At 62.5% G+C, this 24,623-nt stretch carries 22 protein-coding genes and 1 pseudogene; 18 read left to right on the top strand and 5 right to left on the bottom strand.

Going from position 1 to position 24,623, the window contains the following annotated elements:
• Positions 1-175: 175 nt before the first annotated feature.
• The gene (locus tag AC0L16_RS27550) at positions 176-724 is read right to left on the bottom strand and encodes a histidine phosphatase family protein (protein WP_473624449.1); all 549 of its coding nucleotides are present in this window, start codon (positions 722-724) and stop codon (positions 176-178) included.
• A gap of 170 nt (positions 725-894) precedes the next feature.
• On the opposite strand from AC0L16_RS27550, the gene AC0L16_RS27545 reads away from it, so the two are divergent.
• The 3 genes from AC0L16_RS27545 to AC0L16_RS27535 all read left to right on the top strand — a co-directional run bounded on the left by AC0L16_RS27545 (position 895) and on the right by AC0L16_RS27535 (position 4,726).
• On the top strand, positions 895-1,842 hold the full coding sequence (locus tag AC0L16_RS27545) for an AEC family transporter (protein ID WP_473624448.1): 948 nt from the start codon (positions 895-897) through the stop codon (positions 1,840-1,842).
• Between the two features lie 308 nt (positions 1,843-2,150).
• Positions 2,151-3,608 carry an NAD-dependent succinate-semialdehyde dehydrogenase gene (locus AC0L16_RS27540; RefSeq protein ID WP_473624447.1) on the top strand — a complete coding sequence of 486 codons (1,458 nt, stop codon included), beginning with the start codon at positions 2,151-2,153 and terminating at the stop codon, positions 3,606-3,608.
• 86 nt (positions 3,609-3,694) lie between these two features.
• Positions 3,695-4,726 (top strand): aldose epimerase family protein, encoded by a 1,032-nt coding sequence (locus AC0L16_RS27535; RefSeq protein WP_473624445.1) that lies wholly within the window; start codon positions 3,695-3,697, stop codon positions 4,724-4,726.
• Positions 4,727-4,828: 102 nt separating this feature from the next.
• On the opposite strand, the gene AC0L16_RS27530 is transcribed toward AC0L16_RS27535, so the two are convergent.
• Positions 4,829-6,541, bottom strand: coding sequence for a winged helix-turn-helix domain-containing protein (locus AC0L16_RS27530; protein ID WP_473624444.1), 1,713 nt, complete (start codon positions 6,539-6,541; stop codon positions 4,829-4,831).
• A 251-nt stretch (positions 6,542-6,792) separates the two neighbouring features.
• Here AC0L16_RS27530 and AC0L16_RS27525 point away from each other — a divergent pair, with 251 nt between their 5' ends.
• The 14 genes and pseudogenes from AC0L16_RS27525 (at position 6,793) to AC0L16_RS27460 (ending at position 21,050) form a co-directional block, all read left to right on the top strand.
• Positions 6,793-7,173, top strand: a complete 381-nt coding sequence (locus AC0L16_RS27525; protein WP_473624443.1) for a hypothetical protein — start codon at positions 6,793-6,795, stop codon at positions 7,171-7,173.
• A gap of 60 nt (positions 7,174-7,233) precedes the next feature.
• Positions 7,234-7,552, top strand: a pseudogene (locus AC0L16_RS27520) (aldose epimerase family protein); the annotation flags it as partial.
• A gap of 385 nt (positions 7,553-7,937) precedes the next feature.
• A complete protein-coding gene (locus tag AC0L16_RS27515; protein WP_473624485.1) occupies positions 7,938-8,132 on the top strand; it encodes a hypothetical protein in 195 nt (64 codons plus the stop codon).
• On the top strand, positions 8,129-8,836 hold the full coding sequence (nanR, locus tag AC0L16_RS27510) for a transcriptional regulator NanR (RefSeq protein ID WP_473624441.1): 708 nt from the start codon (positions 8,129-8,131) through the stop codon (positions 8,834-8,836). Before AC0L16_RS27515 ends, nanR begins: the two co-directional genes overlap by 4 nt.
• Positions 8,836-9,141 (top strand): putative quinol monooxygenase, encoded by a 306-nt coding sequence (locus tag AC0L16_RS27505; protein WP_128246864.1) that lies wholly within the window; start codon positions 8,836-8,838, stop codon positions 9,139-9,141. Before nanR ends, AC0L16_RS27505 begins: the two co-directional genes overlap by 1 nt.
• Before the next feature lie 48 nt (positions 9,142-9,189).
• Positions 9,190-9,966 carry an HpcH/HpaI aldolase family protein gene (locus tag AC0L16_RS27500; RefSeq protein WP_473624440.1) on the top strand — a complete coding sequence of 259 codons (777 nt, stop codon included), beginning with the start codon at positions 9,190-9,192 and terminating at the stop codon, positions 9,964-9,966.
• Positions 9,967-9,979: 13 nt separating this feature from the next.
• Positions 9,980-11,032, top strand: a complete 1,053-nt coding sequence (locus AC0L16_RS27495; protein WP_473624438.1) for an NAD(P)-dependent oxidoreductase — start codon at positions 9,980-9,982, stop codon at positions 11,030-11,032.
• 114 nt (positions 11,033-11,146) lie between these two features.
• Positions 11,147-12,802 (top strand): extracellular solute-binding protein, encoded by a 1,656-nt coding sequence (locus tag AC0L16_RS27490; protein ID WP_473624437.1) that lies wholly within the window; start codon positions 11,147-11,149, stop codon positions 12,800-12,802.
• Between the two features lie 110 nt (positions 12,803-12,912).
• Positions 12,913-13,854 (top strand): carbohydrate ABC transporter permease, encoded by a 942-nt coding sequence (locus AC0L16_RS27485; RefSeq protein WP_473624435.1) that lies wholly within the window; start codon positions 12,913-12,915, stop codon positions 13,852-13,854.
• Positions 13,854-14,702 carry a carbohydrate ABC transporter permease gene (locus tag AC0L16_RS27480; protein ID WP_128246859.1) on the top strand — a complete coding sequence of 283 codons (849 nt, stop codon included), beginning with the start codon at positions 13,854-13,856 and terminating at the stop codon, positions 14,700-14,702. Before AC0L16_RS27485 ends, AC0L16_RS27480 begins: the two co-directional genes overlap by 1 nt.
• 11 nt (positions 14,703-14,713) lie before the next feature.
• Positions 14,714-15,808 (top strand): ABC transporter ATP-binding protein, encoded by a 1,095-nt coding sequence (locus AC0L16_RS27475; protein ID WP_473624433.1) that lies wholly within the window; start codon positions 14,714-14,716, stop codon positions 15,806-15,808.
• Positions 15,805-17,784: a D-apionate lactonase family protein gene (locus AC0L16_RS27470; protein ID WP_473624431.1), complete on the top strand. Its 1,980-nt coding sequence runs from the start codon at positions 15,805-15,807 to the stop codon at positions 17,782-17,784. The genes AC0L16_RS27475 and AC0L16_RS27470 overlap by 4 nt, the downstream gene beginning before the upstream one ends.
• A 455-nt stretch (positions 17,785-18,239) precedes the next feature.
• Positions 18,240-19,028 (top strand): DUF899 domain-containing protein, encoded by a 789-nt coding sequence (locus AC0L16_RS27465; protein WP_473624429.1) that lies wholly within the window; start codon positions 18,240-18,242, stop codon positions 19,026-19,028.
• 288 nt (positions 19,029-19,316) lie between these two features.
• Positions 19,317-21,050: an amidohydrolase family protein gene (locus AC0L16_RS27460; protein ID WP_473624427.1), complete on the top strand. Its 1,734-nt coding sequence runs from the start codon at positions 19,317-19,319 to the stop codon at positions 21,048-21,050.
• Here AC0L16_RS27460 and AC0L16_RS27455 read toward each other — a convergent pair.
• From AC0L16_RS27455 to AC0L16_RS27445, 3 genes are all read right to left on the bottom strand, one after another.
• Positions 20,993-21,373, bottom strand: coding sequence for a transglutaminase-like cysteine peptidase (locus tag AC0L16_RS27455; RefSeq protein WP_473624425.1), 381 nt, complete (start codon positions 21,371-21,373; stop codon positions 20,993-20,995). The genes AC0L16_RS27460 and AC0L16_RS27455 overlap by 58 nt on opposite strands.
• A gap of 287 nt (positions 21,374-21,660) precedes the next feature.
• Positions 21,661-22,872 (bottom strand): ZIP family metal transporter, encoded by a 1,212-nt coding sequence (locus tag AC0L16_RS27450; RefSeq protein ID WP_473624423.1) that lies wholly within the window; start codon positions 22,870-22,872, stop codon positions 21,661-21,663.
• The gene (locus tag AC0L16_RS27445; protein ID WP_473624421.1) at positions 22,869-23,996 is read right to left on the bottom strand and encodes a multicopper oxidase domain-containing protein; all 1,128 of its coding nucleotides are present in this window, start codon (positions 23,994-23,996) and stop codon (positions 22,869-22,871) included. Before AC0L16_RS27445 ends, AC0L16_RS27450 begins: the two co-directional genes overlap by 4 nt.
• Positions 23,997-24,170: 174 nt before the next feature.
• Between AC0L16_RS27445 and AC0L16_RS27440 the strand changes: the two genes are divergently transcribed.
• The gene (locus AC0L16_RS27440) at positions 24,171-24,503 is read left to right on the top strand and encodes a hypothetical protein (protein WP_473624419.1); all 333 of its coding nucleotides are present in this window, start codon (positions 24,171-24,173) and stop codon (positions 24,501-24,503) included.
• Positions 24,504-24,623 lie beyond the last annotated feature (120 nt).

Below are 24,623 nucleotides of genomic sequence, written 5' to 3'. Positions count from 1 at the left end.
GTAGCTCATGCTGTTGTGCCCGCACAAGGTCCGGGTTCGGTCGGACTCCGATCTTTGGGTAGCTAGCACTGTATCTCCCGAGAAGGCCATGGGGGGTGATTCGACCGAGGGCGAGAGAACTTCCGCAACGGGTCGCAAGCGGTATTCCGTCTTGGATAGTGTCAGATTTTCGCCACTAAAAGGTGACGCGGCCGAGCACGCGCAGGCCGTCGCCTTGCGGCTCGACGATCACGGCTTCGCCTTCGCGCGGCGAGATGCCGGTGAGCGCCATGATGTTCTCCAGATGGGTGACCATGACGACATTGTCGGAGCCGGAATAGGCGCTGATCTCGTTCATGATCGCCTCGAGCTGGGCGGCTTTCTCGCTCGCGTCGGTCTTCAGCAGGTCAAGCGGGGCGAAGGGTTCGGGCTCTTCCCTGAAAGCGGTGCGAGCCGTGTCGAGGGCGCGGCAATAGCGGCTGGACAGCACGCGCTCGACCGGCGCCGCGCGGGCGTCGAAAAGCGCGCCGATCTTGCGTGCCTGCTGCTTGCCGCGCACCGAGAGATTGACCTGGGTGGCGCATTTCTCGATGTCGAAATTCGCCGGATCGGTAGTGCCGGTGACCATGGCATGGCGAAGCAGCACGACGTGCCCGCCATCGCGCAACAGCGCCCAGCCGGCTTCAGTCGCACGGGCCGACGCGGGAATGACGAGCAGCATTAGCGCTAGCATAAATCGAAGCATCAGACGTCCTTTGCGGTCACCGCAGGTTGCACATAGGGACGGCAAAGCCGGCTGAAAAACAAGGCCAGCTGAAAGACAGGGGCACGACCGATCCCGGCTGTTGACGAGGACAGGCCGCTTCGCAAGGCGGGGCGGTTGCGCTCAAATCCCGGCTCGCCTATCAGGAGAAAATGTCTCCACTCATCGAAACCGTCCTTTTCGTCTTCGGCCTTGTCGCGCTCGGCTATCTGGCCGGGCTCACCGGGTATCTGAAAGCGGAGGCGGGCGAGGCCATCGCCGAATTCGCCGTCGGGGTGGCAATGCCGCTGCTTCTGTTCCGCACCATGGTCAACGCCGATTTCCATGGCACCGCGCCCTGGTTGTTCTGGGGAGCCTATTTTACGGCTGCCGCAGTGACATGGGCCGCAGGCCACCTGGTCATCACCCGGGTGTTCGGGCGCGACGCGCGTGCCGGGGTGGTCGGCGGCGTGTCGTCGGCTTTTTCCAACCTCGTCCTGCTCGGCATCCCGTTCTTCCTCGGCACGTTCGGGGCAAGTGGGTTCGAAGTGCTGTCGCTGCTGATTTCCGTGCATCTGCCGACGATGATCATGGCATCGATCATCCTGTTTGAGATCTTTGGCCGCGGTGACGAGCATGTGCATCCGCTGCGCATCATCCGGCGCTTCCTTCACAAGATGCTCTCCAATCCGCTGATCGTCGGCATCCTGGCCGGGTGGGTGTGGCGTATGACCGGCCTGCCATTGCCGGCGCTGGCCGTCCGGCTGGTCGACGCGCTGGCCAACATCGCCGGACCGGTCGCGCTGTTTGCCATGGGACTGGGCCTGTGCCGTTTCGGCATTTCCGGCAATGTGCGGCCGGCGCTGGCGCTGTCGGCGCTGAAGCTGATGCTGATGCCGGCCGTCGCACTCGGCCTGGTCTGGCTGCTTGGCCTGCCGCCGCTGTCGGCGAAAGTCGCGGTCGTGGCGGCCGCGCTGCCATCCGGGGTGAATTCCTACCTGATTGCGACGCAGTTCAACACCGGCCAGGCATTGGCATCGAACCAGATGACCATCGCCACTGCCTGTGCAGTCGTCACCACGGCGTTCTGGCTGACGGTGGTTGTCCAGGTGTTTGGATAGGTATGATCGATATTGATGCCTGCGAAGGGCGGTTTCTTGGTACTTCCGGTACTCATATACCAAACGTTACGCTCCGTTCCGGTTCTCGGGAGCCACCGGTCCGGTCGTTTCCTGACACCCCTCCAGCAACAACGGGAGCGCAATTCGGCCTCGCCTTGTGCTGGCCCAAACCCTATATGCCATCTTGCGATTGATTGCGGGGCTTGCCCTAGGTAAAGAGCAGTGGCTCCAGGCGTGCCGGCATCGATGCGCACGCCCGTCAAAGAAATCCAGATATCGGCCCGCCAGCGCCGAACGGAGGCTAGACCATGCTTCAGAAAACCAGCCATTTCATGCGCCAGGCCAATCTCATCAATGGCGAGTGGGTGCAGGCCGACAGCGGCCAGACGGTCGACGTCAACAATCCGGCCACCGGCCTCAAGATCGGCACCGTGCCGAAGTCGGGCAAGGTCGAGACCCGCCGCGCCATCGAAGCTGCCGACGCCGCCTTCCAGACATGGCGCAAGACCACCGCGCTCGAGCGCTCGAAGCTGTTGCGCAAGCTGCATGATGCTATGATGGACAACCAGGATGTGCTGGCCGAGCTGCTGACCATCGAGCAGGGCAAGTCGCTGTTCGAATCGAAGGGCGAGATCGGTTCGGCGGCGTCCTACATATTGTGGTTCGCCGAAGAAGGCCGCCGCACCTATGGCGATGTCGTGCCGTCACCCTGGGCGGACCGCCGCATCCTGGTGACCAAGGAGCCGGTCGGCGTCATCGCCGCCATCACGCCGTGGAATTTCCCGTCCTCGATGCTTGCCCGCAAGCTCGGCCCGGCACTTGCCGCCGGCTGCACCGCGGTCGTCAAACCGGCGTCGCAGACGCCTTATTCCGGCCTTGCCTGGGGCGCACTCGCCGAGGAGGTCGGCTTCCCCAAAGGCGTCATCAACATCCTGACCGGCGCCGCCGGCGAGATCGGCGACGAGATCTGCGCCAACCCGCTGGTCAAGAAGATCACCTTCACCGGCTCGACCGAGGTCGGCAAGATCCTGATCCAGAAGTCGTCCGTCACCGTCAAGAAGGTGTCGATGGAACTCGGCGGCAACGCGCCGTTCCTGGTCTTCGACGACGCCGATATCGAGCGCGCCGTCGCCGGCGCGATCACCGCCAAATACCGCAATTCCGGCCAGACCTGCGTCTGCACCAACCGCTTCCTGGTCCAGGCTGGTGTCTACGACAAGTTCGTCGAAAAGCTCGCCGCCGCCAGCGACGGGCTGAAGGTCGGTTCCGGCCTCGATGACGGCGTGCAGCAGGGGCCGCTGATCGACGAGAAGGCGGTGGAAAAGGTCGAGGAACTGATCGCCGACGCCACCGCCAAGGGCGGCAAGGTCGTCGCCGGCGGCAAGCGCCATGCGCTCGGCGGTTCGTTCTTCCAGCCGACGGTGATCGCCAATGCCACGCCGAAGATGCGTTTTATGAAGGAAGAGATCTTTGGCCCGGTAGCACCCGTGTTCAAGTTCGAAACCGAAGAGGAGGCGATCGCGCTCGCCAACGATACCGAGTTCGGCCTCGCCTGCTATTTCTACACCGGCGATCTCGGCCGCGCCTTCCGGGTCATGGAAGGGCTGAAGTACGGCATGGTCGGCGTCAATGAAGGCCTCATCACCACGCCTGAGGCGCCGTTCGGCGGCGTCAAGGAATCGGGCCTCGGCAAGGAAGGCGGACATCAGGGCATCGAGGATTATCTCGACACCAAATATGTCTGCATCGGCGGCCTCGGCCTCTGATCGGGCAGGGGTCTGTTGACTGCCAATGGACCCAAGCCGGCCGGAGAGGCCAGGCGGGGATCGATCAACCAACTGGCGTTTCGGGCATGGCGATGAAGGACGGCGAGGTTTTCGGCACGACGCAAGCGGGCGAGGCCATCCGCCGCTTCAGCATCCGCGGCGGCGGCCTCACCGCCAACATCATCGGCCTGGGCGCCATTGTCCAGGATCTGCGCCTGGCCGGCCACGATGCGCCGCTGGTGCTCGGCTATGACAGTTTTGAGCCCTACGAAACGGATACGGCCTTCTTCGGCGCCGTCGTCGGACGCTATGCCAACCGTATCCGCGATGGCCGCTTCACCATCGCCGGCCAGCGCTACCAGACCGAGCGCAACTTCCTCGACAAGCACACGCTGCATGGCGGCACGCAAGGTTTTTCGCACCGGCCATGGGAGGTTTCGCTGCATGGCAGGGATTTTGTCACCCTGACGCTGCATGATCCCGACGGCACGATGGGCTTTCCCGGCGCGCTCGACGTGACCTGCACCTACAGGTTGAAGATCCCAGGCACGCTCAGCGTCGAGCTGACCGCCACCTGCGAGGAGCCGACGCTGTGCAACCTCACCCAGCATTCCTATTTCAACCTGGATGACGGCGGCGCCGGCGATGTCCTCGATCACCGGCTGATGCTGAACGCCGGCGCCTATCTTCCGGTCGATGGCGACCTGATCCCGACTGGCGTCGTGAAGCCGGTCGACGGCACGCCGTTCGATTTCCGTCAGGCGCGGCCGCTGCGCATGGAGAGCGAGGGCAAGCAGCTCCCCTACGACCAGAATTTCTGCCTGGCCTCGACACGCGGGCCGCTCAAGCTGGCGTCATGGGCACAAGGCGCGAATTCCGGCGTCGAGATGGAGCTGTGGACCACGGAACCGGGCGTCCAGCTCTATACCGGCCAGTATCTGGCGCCAGCTTCGCCGGGGCTCGGGGGAGTTCATTACATGGCTTATTCGGGCTTCTGCCTGGAGTCGCAGGTCTGGCCGGATGCGCCGAACCGGCCGTATTTTCCGCAGGCCACGCTATGGCCGGGCCAGATCTACCATCATGTGACGGAATACCGGTTCCGACTGCCTGGCGCCTGACGCCGAAGCCGGTTTTTCGAATCCACCTTCGGTTTGGAAAGGATCATATCCGCGGTCTGTGTCGGTCTGGGCCGGCCTTTCCCAAATACGGCGAAACCGGTCCTAATTCAGCGCGGCCCTCACGCGCTCCGCTTCGCACTGCTTCATGCGGAACATGCCGGTATTGGTCTTGGCCTGCTTGACCGTCATGCAGACCGGCAGCCCGGCCTTGGCGGCGCTTTCGGCTAGTAGGGTTTCGTCCGAGAAGGCTGGATACGGGAACATGCTCTCCGCCGTCCAGTCGGGCTTCATTTGCAGCACTTTGGCCACGGCCTCGGCTGCTTCCTGGCTTTTCCCGAGTTGCGCGGCGCTCATGGCGACAAAGGCGGCCTGACTGGGCGACTCGCCGAACTGCTTCGCCGTCGTGTAAGCTTTATCGAACTGGCGCGCCGCGAAATAGGTTTGCGTGATCGGAAAGTTCCACCAGGAGGGATAGCGCGGGTTGAGCTTCAGCGTCCGTTCCACAAGCTCCAGGGCGCGCTCCGTCTGCCAGCCGGCGTAAGTCCAGGCCAGCTGCATCATTGTGTCGGCATTATTAGGACCAAACTGCAGCGCGAGCTTCTGATAGCGTTCCGCCTGTTCGCTGTCGTTCTGGTAGGCGTAGGCCACCGCCATCGTGAAATTTGCGGTGGAGTCGTTCGGGTCGAGGGCGAGCGCTCTTTCTGCATACTTCCGCTGGGCATCGACCCATGCCGGAAAGTCGATGACCGAGCCGATATCCATCTCGATCGCATAGGTGATCCCCATGTCGCGCACCAGCGGCATGAAATCGGGAGCGAGCTTCAGCCCCCTCTCGAAATACGCCCGCGCCTCGAGCTGACTCGCCACGGTCATCCTGTGCTTCGCTTCGATGCCCAGCAGCCAGTAATCATAGGCATTGAGGCCGGTTGCATTCTTGCGTCGCGCCAGCGTGCGCTCGGCCTCCGTCACCTGACCTTGCCAGCCGGTAAGCGCGGTCGCAATTTTCTGCGTAATCTCGTCTTGGACTTCGAGCAGCTCCGCTGCGAGGCGATCGTAGCGCTCCGACCAGACATGCGCTCCTGTCTCGGCATCGATCAGCTGTGCCGTCACCCGCATGCGGTGCCCATCTACCTGCAGGCTGCCTTCCAGCACGTATTTGACGTCAAGCGCTCTGCCGATCTCGCGCACATCGTGCGACTTGCCACTATAGAATTCGGCGGAGGTCCGGGCGATGACCGATATATCGCGGTAGCGGGCCAGATCGGTGATGATGTCTTCAGTCACGCCGGTGGCGAAACGGTCCCACCTCTCGTCGCCGTTGATGTTTTCGAAGGGCAGCACGGCGACAGCCGGTGCCTCGGCGCCGAATTTTGCTGTCGGTAGGAGATAGGTGGCGGCCGCACCGATCAGGATCATGAGGCCGGCGGCGAGGCCTAGCCAGGATTTTCTGCGTAACCCGAGCAGCCGAGCGCTGGCAACTTTCCTGCGAACTTCGACCGCCTCTCCCGCCTCCAGCACATAGCCGCGCTTCGGCAGCGTCCGGACGATCTCGTGCCGCTCGTCGCCGAGCGCTTTCCTGATCTCGATAACGCACTGGACAAGGCTGTCATCGGTGACGGCGATGTTTCCCCACACCGCCTGCATCAGTTCATCCTTGGTGACGATTTTTCCTGGCCGGGCGGCCAGCACCTTCAGCACCTCGGTGGCCTGCGGCCTCAGGGCTATGACATGCCCGCTCTGGTCCGTGATGAAGCCGCGCTGAAGGTCGGCCGTGCGGCCGTTCAAGCGAATCGGCGTCAGCGCCGAGCTGTCCATCGGAACGTTCCCCACGGGGGCGAGGCCGGTTGGGTCTCTTTGTAGTCAGTCTACGGCAAAGCCCGTCGTCATTCCAGCAATCGTCGAGGATTTAGTCGGCGATCGGAAGATTTCGTCGGATTTCGTCAGCCCATCGTGCTGCTCTCGTTACGAATGGTGCCGTCGGGCTCATCCTGCGTGGGTCGAGAAAGAGGCGGAACGCAACGATTGTCTGTGTGCGTCCGCCCGTCCGGCGGATGGAGGAAATTATCATGACCAGACTTTTCGCAGTATTCGCATTCGCCGGCCTCGTCTGGACCGGGACCTCGGCTGCGGCCGAACTGGCGCCAGGCAACGGGCATAGCGTTCATCTCGCCGCCTTCGACGGCGTCGTCTACTATACGGTCGAGCAGGATGGCTATCGGATCGTGGCAACTTTGGCATCCGGAGGAGACGCGCTGCCGCTGCGGGTGATCTCCACGCTCGCTCCCGGGCAGCGCATGACCATTTCCGTGCCCCAGTCGGCCGGCCAGCCGTCGATCGATTTCGAGATTCTACGCGATGGTGATGCGCTCGTTGTCAGCGACGCCATTCCCGCTGCGGTGGTCGATCTCGTGGACGTGGCGCCGACCCCGGCGGCGTTGGGGAAGTGAGTGCTGCCGTAGAGTTCGAGGGGAGCGCGCGGGTTCGTCGTGTATGCTTCAGTAGCTCTCCAGGCGCGGCCGCTGCGCATGGAGAGTGAGGGCAGCCAACTCCCCTACGACCAGAATTTCTACCTTGCTCCGACGCGCGGACCGCTCAAAGCTGGCGTCATGGGCGCAAGGTGCGAATTACGGCGTCGAGATGGAGCTGTAGACCACGGAACCGGGCGTCCAGCTCTATACCGGCCAGTATCGGGCGCCAGCTTCGCCGGGGCTCGAGAGACGTCATTACAAGGCTTATTCGGGCTTCTGCTTGGAGCCGCAGGTCTGGCCAAACGCGCCGAACCGGCCGTATTTCCCGCAGGCCACGCTGCGGCCGGGCCAGATCTAGCGTCATGTGACGGAATACCGGTTCCGATTGCCTGACACACGACACCGGTACCGGCTTTTGCTGTGCTTACTTAGGTCCGGAAAGGATCATGCGCAAAGTTCAAAGAGCGTCCTTTGCGCTTGCATTGGGACACGCGACGCTCTCGGATCGGAACCCAATCACTGTCAGCGATCGAGTTCGGACCCTTCTCGGACGTTTGTAGCCGGTAGCCGAGATGGCGCACAGGTTGGTTTTGTCCCACCGCGTGGGTGTAGGTCGGCGGTAGCGAAGCCGCTCGCGAGCGCGCCCTCAACAGCGCTGTGGCGAGCGAGCGGCTTTGCGGTGGTCATCGATGCTCTTCGGTAGGGTTGGGTTGCTGACACAACCTGATTCGAAGGAACCACCGATGACCAACGACATGATGAACCTGCGTACGCTCGTAGAGAAGCCCCACGACACCGATATCCTGCGCGAGATGATCGGCTTTGCCACCGAGCGGCTGATGGAGCTGAAGGCGGGCGTCTGTCGATTTGAGTTGTGTTTGACACAGGGGCACGATGGCAATAGCGTGCTTAGCTGGTATCAAAGGTATGCCACGTGATTGGGGTTCAGATCAAACAGCGGAAGCTTTCGGACGAGGTTGCAGAGCACCTCGAGCGGATGATCCGCAAGGGAGAACTGGCCGAAGCCGAGCGGCTGCCGTCGGAACGGGAACTCATGCGGCAATTCGGGGTCGGGCGCCCCTCAATCCGTGAGGCGCTGCTGCATCTGAGCAAGATGGGCCTTGTCGAAGTGAGGTCCGGCGAGCGTGCCCGCGTCACCCGCCCCACGCCCCAATTCGTAATCGACGCCCTCTCAGGGCCGGCGCGACACATGATTTCGGCCCCGGGCGGGGTTCAAGACTTCCAGAGCGCACGTTTGTTTTTCGAGGTCGGGCTTGCCCGCAACGCCGCTGTGAATGCCACGCCAGAGGACATTGAAAGCCTCAAGGCGGCGCTAGAGATAAACCGGCAGTCGATCGGCGACCTCACGCGCTTCGAACGCACTGACGTGGACTTCCATTACGTGCTGGCGGTGATCACCCGCAATCGGATCTTCACGGCTATCCATGCGGCGTTGGCCGAATGGCTGCTCGACCAGCGGCGGACGACTTTGGCCGAAGGTGAAGACCGCAAGGCCTACGAGGCCCATCGCAAGATTTTCGAGGCGATCGCTGCGCGCGATCCGGACGGGTCCGAAGCGGCAATGCGCAGGCATCTGGAATATGTGTCGAGGCGCTATCTGGAAATCGCGAGGCCCATGTGATGACCAGCTTCGTCGTCTGGGTCGATTTCCGCCTCAAGCCGGGCGCCCGAGACAGCTTCCGAAAGCTCGTCGACGCCAATGCGACCGCGTCGGTACGCAACGAGGTCGGCTGCCGCCGCTTTGACGTGACGGAGGCGCGCGGCGAACCGGACCGGCTCGTGCTCTACGAGATTTACGACAGCGAGGCCGCCTTCGACGAACACTGCCGGACGGCGCATTTCGATGAATTCAACACGCAAAGCGCGCCGCTCGTTGACACCAAATTGGTGACGATCTGCGACCTCGTTCTCGAGGCAACGCCTTGAACAAAGCATAATCGGATTGCGCCCTTCGGGGCGAAGGGAGGGAAGCGCATGTCAGAGTCTAGTCTCAAGGGGTTGGCTGCGCACCGACGGGTCAAGCTCGGCACGCTCGTCGCCGAATTCGCGACGCCGGGAATCGGGCACATTCTGAAATCCGCCGGCTGCGACTTCGTCTTCTTCGACATGGAGCATTCGGGCTTCAGCCTGGAGACGGTGAAGAGCGCGATCCGCTATTTCGAGGCGGCCGACCTGCCGGTTATGGTGCGTGTGCCGTCGCAGGACTATCATTTCCTCGCCCGCGCCATGGACATGGGGGCTGAAGGCCTGATCGCGCCCATGGTGAGTACGGTCGAACAGGCGCAGCACATCATCAATTCGATGAAGTACCATCCTGCTGGCGCTCGTGGTGTGGCGCTGCAGATCGCGCATGACCGCTACCGTCCGGGCTCGGTCACAGATAAATTCGAAACGGCCAACCGGCGCTCGGTATTCATCTGCCTGATCGAGACCGCCGACGGCGTCAACAGCATCGACGGCATCGCGGGACTGGACGGGGTCGACTGTCTGTGGGTCGGACATTTCGATCTGTCGGTATCACTCGGCGTTCCCGGCGACTTCGCCCATCCCACCTTCACCGCGGCGATGGACAAGATCGTTGCCGCCGCCAAGAAGCACAACAAATCGCTTGGACGCCTGGTACCCAGCGTCCAGCAGGGTCACGACTTCTACGCGCAAGGCTTCGATTTCATCTGTTATTCGGGTGACGTCTGGGTCCTGCACGATGCGATGGCTGACGCGGTCTCAAAGATCCGGGCCGGGTGCGAGTGAGGCGGAGGAGACGATGGCCAACGCAATGTTCAGGGTGGCGCTCTCCGGTGATTTCCGCAAGCCGGACGGCGCGCCGACCTATCCCGACTTCGACCTGGAGCCGCTGCGCAATGCGCCCGGCATCGAGATGGCATTCCTGGAGCCGAACAATCCGCTGCGCGCCGAACAGCTTGAGGACTTCGATGCATTGATCCTGCTTGCCCATCGCTTCGATGCGACCAGTGTCCCCAAGAGCGGCCGCCTGGCCGTCGTTGCCCGTTTCGGGGTCGGCTACGATACCGTCGACGTTGAGGCTTGCACCGCCGCTGGCATCGCCCTTGTCATCACGCCCGACGGCGTGCGACGGCCCGTCGCCGTATCCGTCATCACTTTCATGCTGGCAATGACCGGCAAACTGCTCACCAAGGACGCGCTGACCCGCAAGGCACGTGAGGGGTTCGACAAGCGTTCGGAGCATATGGGCGTCGGCCTCGTCGGGCGGACGCTGGGATCGCTCGGCATCGGCAACATCGGCGCCGAAGTCTTTCGCTTGGCCAAGCCCTTCGACATGAAATTCATCGCCCATGACCCATTCGCCGACAGCAAGGTCGCTGCCGAACTAGGCATCGAACTGGTCGGGCTGGACGATCTGTTCCGCCGCGCCGATGTGCTGTCGGTGAGCTGTCCGCTAACGCCTCAGACCCACCATATCGTCAATGCCGAGCGGCTCGCCCTGATGAAGCCGACGGCTTACCTGATCAACACCGCGCGCGGTCCCATTGTCGACCAGAAGGCGCTGACGAAAGTGCTGCAGGAGCGCCGCATCGCCGGGGCGGGGCTCGACGTGCTGGAGCAGGAGCCGCCGGAAGCCGACGACCCGATCCTCAGGCTCGACAACGTTATCCTGACGCCGCACGCGCTTTGTTGGACCGATCAGTGTTTTGCCGGCAACGGTGCCGCCGACGTGAAGGCGGTCATCGAGGTCCAGCACGGCCGCGAGCCGCGCGGCGTGGTCAATAGCGAGGTGCTTTCAAGCGAGGCATGGAAGAATCGGCTGGCCGGTTTCGCTGCCCGCTTCGGAACGTAGGAGTCAAGAATTCGGCGCGCCGCCACAGGATTCGCGGCGGCTTCACGGGAGAAACACTCGATCGCCGCGCCCGCGGACGAGTGAAGGCAAACGAAAATGGGAGGACCAAGCACTATGAACGATCATGACAAGCGTGACTTTCACGCAGGCCTCGAAGCAGAGGTCGACGCCTTTATGCGCGGCGAGACCACCCGCCGAACCTTCATAACCCGCTTCGGCCAGATGACCGGCATGCTGGCGGCGTCCGGACCGATGCTCGCCATGATGACAGATTGGGCGCTAGCGCAGCAGAAGCTCGAACTGGCAGACGCCGGTTCGCCGCTCGGCCAGGCACAGGCGGCGGCCATGAAGGCGTCGATGGAAGGCCCGGCGGATGGTTCCGCCTTCCGCGCCGTCGAGGCCGCCAAGGCGCATTCGGGCGTCACGCTGAACATGACCTACGAGGTCGGCCTGCAGGCTCTCGATCCGCGCAATTTCAGTGGACCGATGTGGGAGCAGCTTACGGGCATGAAGTCGAACGTGGTCGAACTGTCGAACCCGGACCAGTACTCCAAGGCCGTTGCCGAGCACATTGCCGGCTCAGGCGCCTATGACGTCCTCGACATCTCGCCAGCCTGGACGCCCTCGCTAGCCGATGGCGGCGTCATCGCACCTCTCGACGATTACATCGCCAAATACATGAACCCGGCCGACCTCGAGGACTATCATCCGCTCTACAAGGCGCTGCCGACCTACAAGGGCAAAATCTGGGGCTTCTTCGACGACGGCGACATGTTCGCTCTCTACTACCGCAAGGACATCTTCGAGGATCCCAAGATGGTTGAGGCCTATCAGGCCAAGTTCAACGCCAAGCTGGCGCCGCCGAAGACCTGGGAGGAATATGCCCAGATCGCCCAGTTCATCACCGACCAGATGGCGCCGAACGTTTATGGCGCAGGCCATTTCCGCAAGGCGGGCAGTCCCGGCAATCAGTTCGACTTTCTGCAACAGTACCGCGCCAACGGTGGAAAACTGTTCGGCGACGACATGAAAGCCGGCTTGGTTTCGGATGCCGGCGTGAAGACGCTGCAAAACATGATTGCAGCCAATGCGGCGTCTATCCCCGGCAACAATGAACTCGACGCCGTCTCGCTGTGGGCGGCGTTCCTGACCGGCAAGGTAGCGATGATCTACTCCTGGCCGCCGTCTGGCCGCATGGCCGCGAACTATTCGCAGTCGGCCACCGCAATCAACTTCATCCCGCAATCACAGATCGCCGGCAAGGTCGGCTATGCCGTCGTGCCCGGCAATCCTGAACATGCGACCGGCTTCAACAAGGCGCTGTCGGCGGATTCGGCCAACCCCGAAGCGGCCTACCTGTTCATGCAGTGGGTCTGCTCACCGCCCGTCTCGCTTGCGCGCTGCATGCTGCCCTACGCCCTGCGCGATCCCTACCGCATCTCCCACTTCAAATCCGAGCTTTACGGCGCGCTGTTCCCGAGCGCCAAGGAGTACCTGAGCAATCTTAACAGCTCGGCCAATGTCGGTCTCCTCGACCCGATCATGCCCGGCGCGCAGGACTATTTCCTGAGCATCGACCGCATGTGCACGGCTGTGTGGGCCGGTGCGGATCCGAAGGCGTCGCTAGAAACAGCGGCGGCCGAGTGGAATGAGACGACCGACCGGCTCGGCGTCGATTCGCAGAAGGCATTCTACACCGAGTTCCTGAAACTGCCGGGCGCTACTGCCGACAACACGGTGGAGAAGCTCGGCATGGCGGTCACCCTGTGAACCTCGGCCTGCGTCGCGGCGCAGGCCGGTTTCTTGATCAAAATCCGTGTTGCGGGCGCTTGGTCCGCAACACCTGTCGCAACCGTCAGGCAGGTTTTGGGATGTAATCGATGCAGCATACCGCCACCATCAGTCGCTTGAAGGCCGCTGGCGCCCCGCCACGACTGTCGGGCTTCGCACAATGGGCGGACCGCCACTTCAAATGGCTGCTGGTGGCGCCAGCAGTACTGCTGATCCTGGCGCTGTCGGTCTATCCGCTGCTGTTCTCGCTGGTCGTGTCTTTCATCAACTATGATTTCCAGGTGCCGGGCCACGCCTTTGTCGGATTGAAGAATTTCGAACGCGTCGTGTTCGATCCCGTCGCGCGCTGGTCGCTTTGGCTGACAGCGTGGCTCTCGGGGATTAGCGTCGCTATCGAATTCGTTCTCGGCCTTCTGGTGGCGCTGACCATGGTTCGCAGCTTTCCGGGCCGCGGCGTGATAATGTCGATCCTGATCGTGCCGCTGTTCATCAGCCCGGTTATCGTCGGCCAGGCCTGGACGCTGCTGCTGCAGCGGCCTTTCGGGCCGACCAACTACATTTTGACGCAACTTCTGGGGCAGGAGGTGACAATCGGCTGGATGACCGAATCGCCATGGCTCTATTTTTCGCTGATTATCGCCGATGTTTGGCAGTGGACACCGTTCATGTTCGTCATCCTGCTCGCCGGGCTTACCGCCATTCCCCCGAACCTTTACGAGGCGGCGGAACTCGACGGGGTCAATGCCTGGCAGGCGTTCTGGGCGATAACCCTGCCGCACCTCGCGCCAATGATGTTGCTGGCGCTGACCTTTCGGCTGCTCGATGCAATCCGCATGTTCGATACTATTTTCATCATGACAGGCGGCGGGCCAGGCACGCGGACCTACACCGCCTCCTACTATCTCTACACCGTCGGCTTCACCCAGTTCCACCTGTCGCAGGCGACCGCCGGAAGCTGGTTGTTCCTGATCTTCACCGCGCTCGTGGTGATGCTGCTGGTGCGACGGCTTTTGAAGACGGAGCCGGTCTGATGGCGGCCGTCGCGCCTGTCCGTCGCCCGAAACGCCGGTCGATACCGGTCGGCCGCATCCTGCTGCTCGGCTTCTTCCTGGTCTTCGTGTTGTGGCCGCTCTACTGGATGTTCAACACCTCGATCAAGCCGAGCGACGACTATCTCACCGTGCCGCCGGTCTGGTTCCCAACCGCACCCACCCTTGTCCACTATGAAGCTGCGCTGTTCGCCTATCGCGGCCTCGACGGGCTGATCAACAGCCTGATCATCTCGCTGTCGGCAACGGTGCTCTCGGCCCTGTTCGGCACGCTGATGGCCTACAGCCTGGCGCGCTACAACACCGGCGGCCAGCATCTGTCGTTCTGGGTGCTGTCGCAGCGCTTCCTGCCGCCCATCGGCATCGTGCTGCCGGTGTTCCTGATCTACCGCGGCGTTGGCCTCTACGACACGCATATCGGCCTGATCATCGCCTATACGGTGTTCACGCTGCCGGTGTCGGTATGGATGATGTTCGCCTATTTCCGCGGCATGCCGAAATCGATGGAGGAGGCGGCCCTTGTCGACGGCTGCACGCGCTGGGAGGCGTTCTGGCGCGTCGCCGTGCCGCTCGCCGCGCCCGGCATCGTCGCGGCGGCCGTCTTCGCCTTCATCGCCTGCTGGACGGAGTTCTTCTTCGCGCTGATTCTGACCAGCCGCACTGCTTTCACCCTGCCAACGGTGTTTCGCGCCTTCATCGGTTTCCAAGGCGCGCAATATGGCGAGGCGGCAGCCCTGGCCATCGTCTCCCTCGTGCCGTCGATCGCGCTGGGAGTACTTGCCCAACGACATCTCGTGCGCGGGCTCACGCTCGGCGCTGTTCGCGGATAGAAAGGGTCGGCATGGCCGAAGTCAGGATCACCGGCTTGCACAAGCGCTACGGCGCCTTCCATGCCGTGCGCGGCATAGACCTGGACATTCGCGACGGCGAGTTCACCGTGCTGGTCGGCCCGTCCGGCTGTGGCAAGAGTACGCTCTTGAGGACCATCGCAGGGCTGGAGGAAAGTTCGGAAGGCACGATCGAGATCGGCGGCGAAGTGGTCAACGATTTCCGACCGCGCGACCGTGACGTGGCGATGGTGTTCCAGGACTATGCGCTTTATCCCCACATGAACGTGGCGAAAAACATTGGCTTCGGCCTGAAGGCCCGCAAGATGCCGAAGCCAGAGGTGGAGGCGCGCGTCGCCGAGGCGGCGCGCATGCTTGGCATCACCCCGCTGCTCGGGCGCTTTCCGCGCCAATTGTCCGGCGGGCAGCGCCAGCGCGTCGCCATCGGTCGCGCCATCGTCCGCAGCCCGCGCATTTTCCTGTTCGACGAGCCGCTGTCCAACCTCGACGCGCAGCTTCGCGACGAGATGCGCGGCGAGATCAAGCGCCTTCACCAGGACATTGCCACAACGATGATCTACGTCACCCATGACCAGATCGAAGCGATGACTCTGGCTGACCGCATCGTGCTGATGCGCGACGGGATGATCGAGCAGCAGGGCGCGCCGCTCGACCTGTTCGAGCGCCCCGCCTCGACCTTCGTCGCCGGCTTTCTCGGTTCGCCGCGCATGAGCTTCCTGCCGGGCACGCTGAAGTTGGACGGCAGCGTTGCCGCCATCCGGCTCTCCGAGGCGCTGCTTCCGGTCGCCCCCGGCCGGAGCCTGAATGGCGCCATTGACGGACAGGCGGTGCTGCTTGGACTGCGGCCAGAGCATCTGACGCGCGCGCATGCTGCGACACCTGCGCAGGGCACGTTTCGCTACGACGCAACGATCGACCTGCTGCAGCCGACCGGCTCGCGCAGCTATGCGACCTTCCGCCTGGCCGGCGCGCCGGTGATGGCGGAACTGCAGGCGCACGACGTCAGTCGTCCCGGCGAGAGGCTGCCGATCGACATCAACATGAACCGGGCCTCGATTTTCGACGCCAAGACCGAGAGAGCGATTTGACCACGGCAGCATCTCGAGCAATCCGCTTGTGTGGGACCGAACAGGTCGATCCGCAGTTGCGGACGCTGCGCGCGGGACCCTTGTCGGTCGAGTTTGACAATGGGGCGATACGCTATGTGCGTATCGGCGGGGTCGAGGTTCTGCGCGGGATCTCATTTCTCGTACGGGACGAGAACTGGGGAACCGAGACGCCCATTCTCGACGACCTTCAGATCGATGAAAAGCCGGATGCGTTCAGCGTCGCCTACCGTGGAACATGCGCCGGTGCGTGCGGTCGGCTGGTCTACCAGGCGCGGATCGCAGGCGGGAGCGACGGTGCGCTGTCGTTTGTGGTGGACGCAGAGCCCGAAACTGACGTATTGACCAACAGAACCGGCTTCGTCGTGCTGCATCCGATCGAGGGTTTGGCCGGCAAGCCGGTAAAGGTGCTGCACGAGGACGGTCGCGAAAAACTCTCGCTTTTTCCGGACACCATCGATCCTAGGTGTCCGTTCACCGACATTCGCGCGCTTTCGCACGAGATCGTGCCTGGAATCTGGGCCACATGCACCATGGAAGGTGACGCCTTTGAAATGGAGGATCAGCGCAATTGGTCCGACGCCTCCTACAAAACCTATGTCCGTCCCCTGCGTCGCCCGTGGCCCTACAGATTGCCGAAAGGCGAGAAATTCACGCAGGCCGTCCGACTTCAGCTGTTGGGAACGCTCCCTGTCGGGTCTTCCAAAAACCCCAATCCATCCATCAACCTGACGATCGGCAGAGCCATCGGTCGAGTGCCCCGCATTGGCATCGGCGTCGCTGCCGACGAGGCGAAACACGCGCTTGAAATCCCCGAGCTCATTCGACGTTTGGCTCCGCAGTGGATGGCCTGCCAAGTCGATCTCCGGTTCGGGCACGGCCAGGATGAACTTGAAAGTTACACCGCCCTGGCACAGTTGACCGGCGCTGGCGTCGTACTTGAGATCATCACCAGGGGCACGCTCGATCCCTTCGGCGAATTGGCGCCTCTCGCGGATGCTGTCCAAAGCCTTCGCCTCAATCCAGAAGCCGTCTCCGTCTTTCCGGCGCAGGATATGAAGTCGGTGCAGCCGGGAGCACCGTGGCCGACGATGCCCACCTTCGAGCAAAACTACGCCGCCGCCCGCCGGGCTTTCCCCGGGGTGCCGCTGGGCGGTGGCATGGCCGCATACTTCACCGAGCTAAACCGCAAGCGTCCGCCAACCGGAACGCTCGACTACGCAACCTTCACCACCTGTCCAAACGTGCACGCAGCAGATGATGTCTCCGTGATGGAGACGCTTCAGGCTATCCCCCATCTGATCCGCTCGACCCGTGCTTTCATGGGCGACCGCCTGCCCCTGCGTATAGGTCCCAGTCAGCTAGGCTGCCGCGAGAACCCCTACGGCAAGTCCACTACGCCGAATGAAGCGAACGGTCGCGTCTGTCTGAGCCGCATCGATCCTCGGCAGCGCGGCCTGTTCAATGCGGCTTGGACAGTCGGCTATTTCGCGGCCTGCGCGCGCGAGGGAATCGAGGCCGTCGCATTCGGCGACTTCACCGGCCCGTTCGGATACGTCTACAGGAAGGCCGATTTCGTGCAGCCGTGGTTTGACGAACAGGATGGCCGAATGATGTATCCCGCTTTCCATGTCATGGCAGGCCTATCAAAACTCAGCGGGGCCACCCTGCTGTCCGTGGGAACTTCCGGAGCTGACAGCATCGCGGCGATCGCGGCCGAAAAAGACGGGCGCACGACGCTGTGGCTCTCGAATCTCACTGCCAAAAAGCAATCAGTGCAGCTTCCGGATACGCCGATCAGCGCCCGCACTGCTCTTCTTGCTGCCGACCAGTTCGAGCGGGCGGCAGCCGATCCGAATTTCATGGAAAGTCCCGGAAGACGGTTGGATGACCAATTCATCTCTCTTGACGCCTACGCCGTGGCGCGAGTCGATCTCCACCGTTCGTCTTCGACATAGCCCGGTGGACGGTAGATTGGTGGGGTTGATGTAGCGGAGAAGAGAGTCAACGTCCGCTCTGGCGTTCAGTGTCGGATGCCCGTTATGGCGGTCTTTGCTAGTTCCCGCCGACCAGTTCAAGCAGCAAGGTTCTCGGCCATTGGCGGCAGCAAGTCCGATCGAGTTTGAGCCCAATCTTCGAAACGCTGCCCTCAACGTTTTGAATGGCGCCAGCGCACCGGGGCATGCGGCGGGAGCACCGTCGCCCACGCCATGCGGTTCAACGCGCCGAGGGGATCACCCGCTTCCGGCGCACCCGCCGCGGTTTTGATCGGCGGCTTCCGGAATAGCGTCACACTTGTTACTCCCACTGGTCATTTTCCGGTGCCAATCTATTTCAGGCCCAATAACGAGCGATGAGCAGCGAATGAGCCGCGCTTCAGCGATGACGCGCGCGCCCAGATCAGGAGGAAGCCATGACTTCAGCAGCCGAGAACGGACGGAAAGGCGGACAGACTGCCATGCACACACCACCGGTGGTGTCGCCGCAGGAGTGGGAAGCGGCCCACGAGCAGCTGCTCGTGAAGGAAAAGGCCCAGACCCGCGCCCGTGACGCGCTGGCCGCCGAGCGGCGGCGGATGCCGTGGATGGCGGTGGAGAAGAACTATGCGTTCGAGGGGCCCGACGGGAAGGTGAGCCTGCTCGACCTGTTCGACGGTCGGCGTCAGCTGATCGTCTACCGCGCCTTCTTCGAGCCGGGCGTGTTCGGCTGGCCCGACCATGCCTGCCGCGGCTGCTCCATGGTGGCCGACCAGGTCGCCCACCTCGCCCATCTGAACGCCCGCGACACCACTCTTGTCTTCGTCTCGCGCGCGCCTCAGGCGGATATCGCGCGGCTGAAGGCGCGGATGGGCTGGGAGATACCGTGGTTCACGCTCACCGACAGCTTCGACGCCGACTTCGGCGTCGACGAGTGGCACGGCCACAACGTATTCATCCGCGACGGCGACCGCGTGTTCCGCACCTACTTCATCAACAACCGCGGCGACGAGCAGATGGGCGGCACCTGGAACTATCTCGACATCACCCCGCTGGGCCGGCAGGAAGTTTGGGAGGACTCGCCCGAGGGCTATCCGCAGACCCCGGCCTACAAATGGTGGAACTGGCACGACAGCTACGCCGCGGATCCTGCGGCCGACAAGAAGTGGGCCGAGGTGTCGGAGGCCGGAGAGGCGGCGTTCCGGGAGGCGAGCACGAAGCAATGAGCCAGGCCTGTTCGGGTGGGTCTGACGGTCGGTCTGAGGGCCCCCGATCGACCGTTGGGCGAAGGGCCGCGACGAAGAGCGGTCGCGAATCTCCGGAACCGGCGCTCTGTGCTCGCTGATCGGACGACGCACGTAGGACCCAAAGAGGGCACTGTCCCTCAGAGACAGAGGGGGCAGCTTACGGGCGGGATCGCATTTGATCGTGTCCAGCCGCTAAGGCCGTGCGCCGGCCCGTGACAGCAGATCTTTTTTGTCGCACATTACCCGGGGCAATTGGGGGGCGGCCAAATGCGCAACTTGATTGGGGATGCTGCGGGCATCCCAAATCGACGGATGCTGCTACACTGGCTGGGTGGCGCAGCAACCGCCGCGATACTGCCCGCATGTGCATCGCGGCCGCTGCCCCCGGGACTCTGCGTTGTAGATGGACGCGGCAACGTCATCGATGTCCACTGCCACCTCTTCAATGCTTCGGACGTGCCAGTTGAAGGCTTTGTCAGATATGTCGTGCTTGGTGAGCACCGGGAAGAGGTTTTTCCGGAATTAAAATCTGCCCGGGCCGGCGCTATTGTGGACGCGCTGGTCGTGCTGCTGGTTTTGATCCTCAGTGCCAGGACGATTACCGCGAAGCAAGAAGCCGCCAATCTGCGGCGGCGTCAGCCGATGGAAAAGCCGGAGAACTTGGACGACCGCCAGACCGAGGCGGTGGCAGATGCACTGCTGACCCTCGATCAAAGCCAGCGCGCGCCAAACAAGGTCGTTCAATCGATCGTCGGCAAACAGGCCATACCCGACTATCGTGCGCTGCTCAACCAGATCTATGCCGAAGCCGGCGTTGCGACGGCCAAGCGAAGTGGCGAGCCGCTTAACAAAGCTGAAGCGGTTGCGGTGGCCCGAAGGCTAAAGGGCAAGGGTTCGAAAATCGCACGCTATATCGATTTCGCTCGTTTGCTGCTGGGCAGCCGTGAGGCAATCGCGCGGGAATATATCCGGGTCTTCGCAGACAAGCGCTGCGTGCAGATGATCACGCCGAGCTTTCTCGATATGCACCGCTGGTTAGGCAGGGCGCCAATCTCGTCCATCGCCGAACAAGTGGATGTCATGGATGCGCTTCAAGTTACCACAGCGCAATCTACCGGTATCCACATGCACAGCATGGTGGGCTTCGACCCGCGCCGCTCGGCGGAAGACCGCAATGTGTTGAAGCTGGTCAAGCATGCTGTCAACGATTGCGGCTTCGTCGGCGTCAAACTCTATCCGCCGATGGGATTCCAGCCCCTTGAGAACGGCGACGATCTCGAGGTTCCGAAAGACCCAAAAGGCGCAAGCGGCGAGCGCGTTGAACGCGCGCTTATGGAACTATACGATTGGTGCGCGGCCGAAGATGTGCCGATCATCGCGCATGCCGAAAACAGCCTGGGTTCAGTTTGCGGCTATGGGCATCGTGCAAGCCCCAAATGGTGGCGAAAACTGCTTGCTGACCCGAAATATGGTCGCCTTCGAATCAATCTCGCCCATTTCGGCGGCTTCGACGAAGCGCTCGACATTGGGGGCAATACGCCTCAGGGACTAAGATGCGAGGCAGATAAATACTCAGGCCCCGTCTGGGAGGACATTATCGGCAAGACTATCAGGGACGATGGTCGCGACTTCCTGTTCGCCGATTTGGGCTATCTCAGCGAACTGACCATCCCGGATAGCCAAGAAGAACAGCGCCCTGAGATCCGCCGCCGTTTGGAACAGTTTCGTATTGCCTATGATCCAGACGTGCGCCACCTGATATACGGCACCGACTGGACCATGACCGCCAAGGAACTCGACAACAACAACTATCTCGCAAATCTCGACGCTCAACTTCGTCTCGCGGGCTTCACGCCGGACCAGTTGCAGAATATCTACTGGCGCAATGCCGTTCGGTATCTAGGCTTGGGTCGCGGAGAAAAGACACGCGGCCGCTTGCAGCGCTATTGCGCCAAACGGCAACTCTCTGACGCGTGGCTGATGGCCTTCGATGTAGTTTGAGTGGTTCTACGCCTTGATCTCGACCATTGAACGAGTGTGACAAATACCGCTCGGAGGACACGGTGCTTCTGGAGGACGTAGTCCTCGCAATCACCCGCCTTCCCGGGGTAGGTCCAGAGTTCCTCCTTGCCGAACAATTCGACGTCGAGCATCGGCTCGACGGACCGATTCACATCGCGGTTGACCTCGGAGATCCGCTGCCGGAACTCCTCCGACATCTGCACCGGAGACAGGTCGCGAGTGCGAATGGCACATTCCTTGGGATTGGTTTTGGAGAACTCGTAATGCCCGATCGGCTGGGTGGTAGGGCCGCCCGTCAGCATTGCTCCCCAATGCGCCTGGGCGGGCTGGAAGCCTTGTCCCGTCGCCGCCAATCCGAGCAGAACGGCGGCCAGAATCCGCCCTCGCGCTTCTTCAAATCCTATAAGTCCATGCCCGTGATTCTTCTCGTTAATGAAGCGTTAAAATGCGATCCGGGCAGGGTATCAACCGCACCGAAGCGTGAGCATGCCCGCGCGCGTCTCCGCTATTTGCCGCAACCGATATCCGCGCCCGCAGTTCACAGCGACGACCCGGCAGGAGCGACCGGACAAGCTGTCGCCGCGGCAGATCAGACTTTGACGAGCATGGCGGTCACATACATGAACGAAACGCCTGCCGCCAACCCCGCCATCGTGGCTGGCGCTGTAAGCGCCGCCGGGCCTCTCCCGTCCGACCTCATCAGGTACGCAGTGACCTCGACAATGACCTGCAGAATGGCTCCCGCTCCGACCGCGAGAGCCAGCGCCGACCACTGCGGCGCATAGGCCAGGCTTCCGATCCAAAGTCCGATGACGGCGGGACCGCCCGCCAGAAGCGCCAAGCCGACGAAGGTCCACAGAGGCGGGCGCTTCTTCAGCATCGGCGCGGAAATACCGATGCCTTCGGTGATGTTGTGCAGCATGAAGCCCAACACCAGGAAAGTGCCCAATCCGGCCGCGCCTGCCGCGAACGCGGCGCCGATGGCCAGCCCCTCGCCAAGATTGTGCAGGCCGATTCCAAGCGCGATGAACGTGGCGAGCGCAAGTCCGGTCGGCACTCCGTCCCGGCGGCCGGTCGCCATCAGCAGGAGGAAACTCGCAGCGGCTGCGAGGACGACCATCGCCTGTCCCTGGAATATTGCGGCGGACTCGCCCGCCAGTTCGAAAGCTTCAGCCGTGGCGTCAACCAACAGGAACGCCAGCAGGCCGACAGTCAGGGCGAGCAGGAAATTCATGCCGTTGCGGCCGACTCCGCGCAGCGCTGGAAAAAACATCATTCCGATGGCGACTGGAACAAGGCCGACAAACACGCCTAGCAGCGCCTGGGAGGCGAGGCTCCTTGCATCCCGCCTCGGGGTAGGCACTGCGACCGCGATCTCGTGCCCGAACGTCGCTCCGGTGTTGGTGACGATGTTGATGGCATGCGCCTCCCCCAGCACCCAGGGGAAGGGCAGGTGGATCCATGCCGTAGCGCCGCGGGCGAGCGGTCCTGCGGGTTCCTGCGTGAACTGCCAGTATGCGTCGTCAACCTGGACTTGGGCGATCGTCATCGGCTCCGAGCCGCCGGCGCGGACGAGGACCCGGATGCCGTCGGACGAAAGGATCGTCCGCTCGAAAGTCAGGCTCTCCACAGGCGGAGCGCCGTTCCCGAAGTTTCTGAGCGGGTCAGAGACCAGCAGCCAAGCGATCGCCAGGCCGAGGGCGGCCAGCGGCAAGATCAGCCACAGCAAAGCGGCGCGTGATTTTCCGGAGCCGACGGGAGCGGTCGGGTCGACGGCGGCGATGTGCGAGACCTCGTTCATGCGACCGCCTCCACCACGTCGAACATGCCCGTCCAGCCGAGTTCGGTGAACTCCGACTGGTGCGGGTGGAACATGTAGAGCCCGGTCTCGTGATCCTTGTAGGTAAACTCGAGGATGCCGCGCTGCGCCTGCACCTGAGTGATCAGGTCGACCGTCCTCAAGGTCGGCGTGAGCGTCGTCCCCTGTTCGAAATAGTCGAAGAAATTGGCGTGCAGGTGGAATGAGTTGATAGGATCGAACTCGACTACATTGGCCAGATAGATGCGGACTGGGCGGCCGCGGACGATCCGGATCGGACGCTTCATGTAGGCGTGCGCGACCGTATTCACCGCATAGACTTCGTTCTCGTTGTCGAAGTTGGTGTCGAAGCCATTCATCACCATGGCGAATTCCTGCCATTCGGCATTCTCGGGCGTGCCGAGCAGGCGGGAACGGGCGACGTCGGCCAAATCCAGATGGCGGGCCGGGTCCGGATCGATCACGAAGAGGCCATACATGCCTTTGTGGATGTGCCGCTTCAGGGGCAGCGCATGGCAGTGATAGAGATGGCAGCCGAACGGCCTGGCATCGAACTCATAGACGAATTCTTCTCCCGGACCGATCAATCCTGCACCGGGGACGCCGTCCATTCTTGCGGCGTGGATGCCGTGGAAGTGCATGGAGTGGGGATGCGAGCCGGAGTTGCGGAATACCATCCGCAGGTGCTCGCCTTCGGTCGCCCTGAGCGCAGGCCCGGGAACGCGTCCGTTGTAGGTCCAGGCCGGGAACATGATCCCCGGCGCGATTTCGATTTCCTTGTCGACTGCCTCGATCTCGAAAGTCCGAAGGGTTCGTCCGTCGGGAAGCGCCGACACTGAGCCCGTTTCCCAGTCCGTCACCATCCGGGAAGGATCGAAGCCGTTGCGCTCGTTGTCCACGTCTCCGACGGTGATCATCGATCCGTGGGCGGCCAAATGCGCTGGAGGCGGCTCAATGCCCGCGGCCGACGCCGCCCCATGGCCGGAATGGACCGCTTGACCAGCCGCCGTTCCCGCCATCGCCGAGCCTCCGGCCGCCGCCAGACCGCCCCAAAGCAGCCCACGCCTGCTGATCTTTTCGCGGAACCACATGCTGACTTCAGTCATCGTACTGCCAATATGCAAATGAGAATGATTTGCATTAGCATTAATCGCGGTTCTTCACAACCGGATTCCCGCGGGATGAGCCGTCCGCGAAATCACCTGCTAATCACAATCCGATGAGTGGCTAGCCATATCCGCGGAGCTGTGACATGCTCGCAATCAATGAAATCTTGGTCGATGATCAGCCGCTTTCTTCTGGCGCTAGCCCTTTTCGGGCTGGTGCTTGCGCCACTGGCGGCGTCATCGGCGGTTCCCGCGATGGCAGCACAGACAGTGGGATCGATGCCTGACGGCATGTCCTGCTGCCCGGACGATCAGCCTGCTGCTCCTGACTGCGCCAAGGATTGTCCATTGGCAGTCCTGTGCCTGTCGGGCCTCGTCAGCATTCCGGTTCCGGAAACGCCGACATTCCTCGTCCAGCTCCGGATCGGCGACGAATTTCTCGCTGGCAGGCAAACCGTCCTCTCGTCGCTTGCCGGCGAGCCTCCGCCAAGACCACCCAGAGCCTGACTGTCATAAGCGCATTAAGCGCCGGAATCCGCGCGGATAAACGCTGCACGGACGGAACCGCGTGGTGTTTGCCATGCCCAATGCCGTGCGCAAGCGCGGTCAATGACAGTCGGATTTTTG

The organism is Mesorhizobium sp. WSM4848, assembly GCF_055811375.1.
This window is presented reverse-complemented; position numbering and strand designations above follow the sequence as displayed.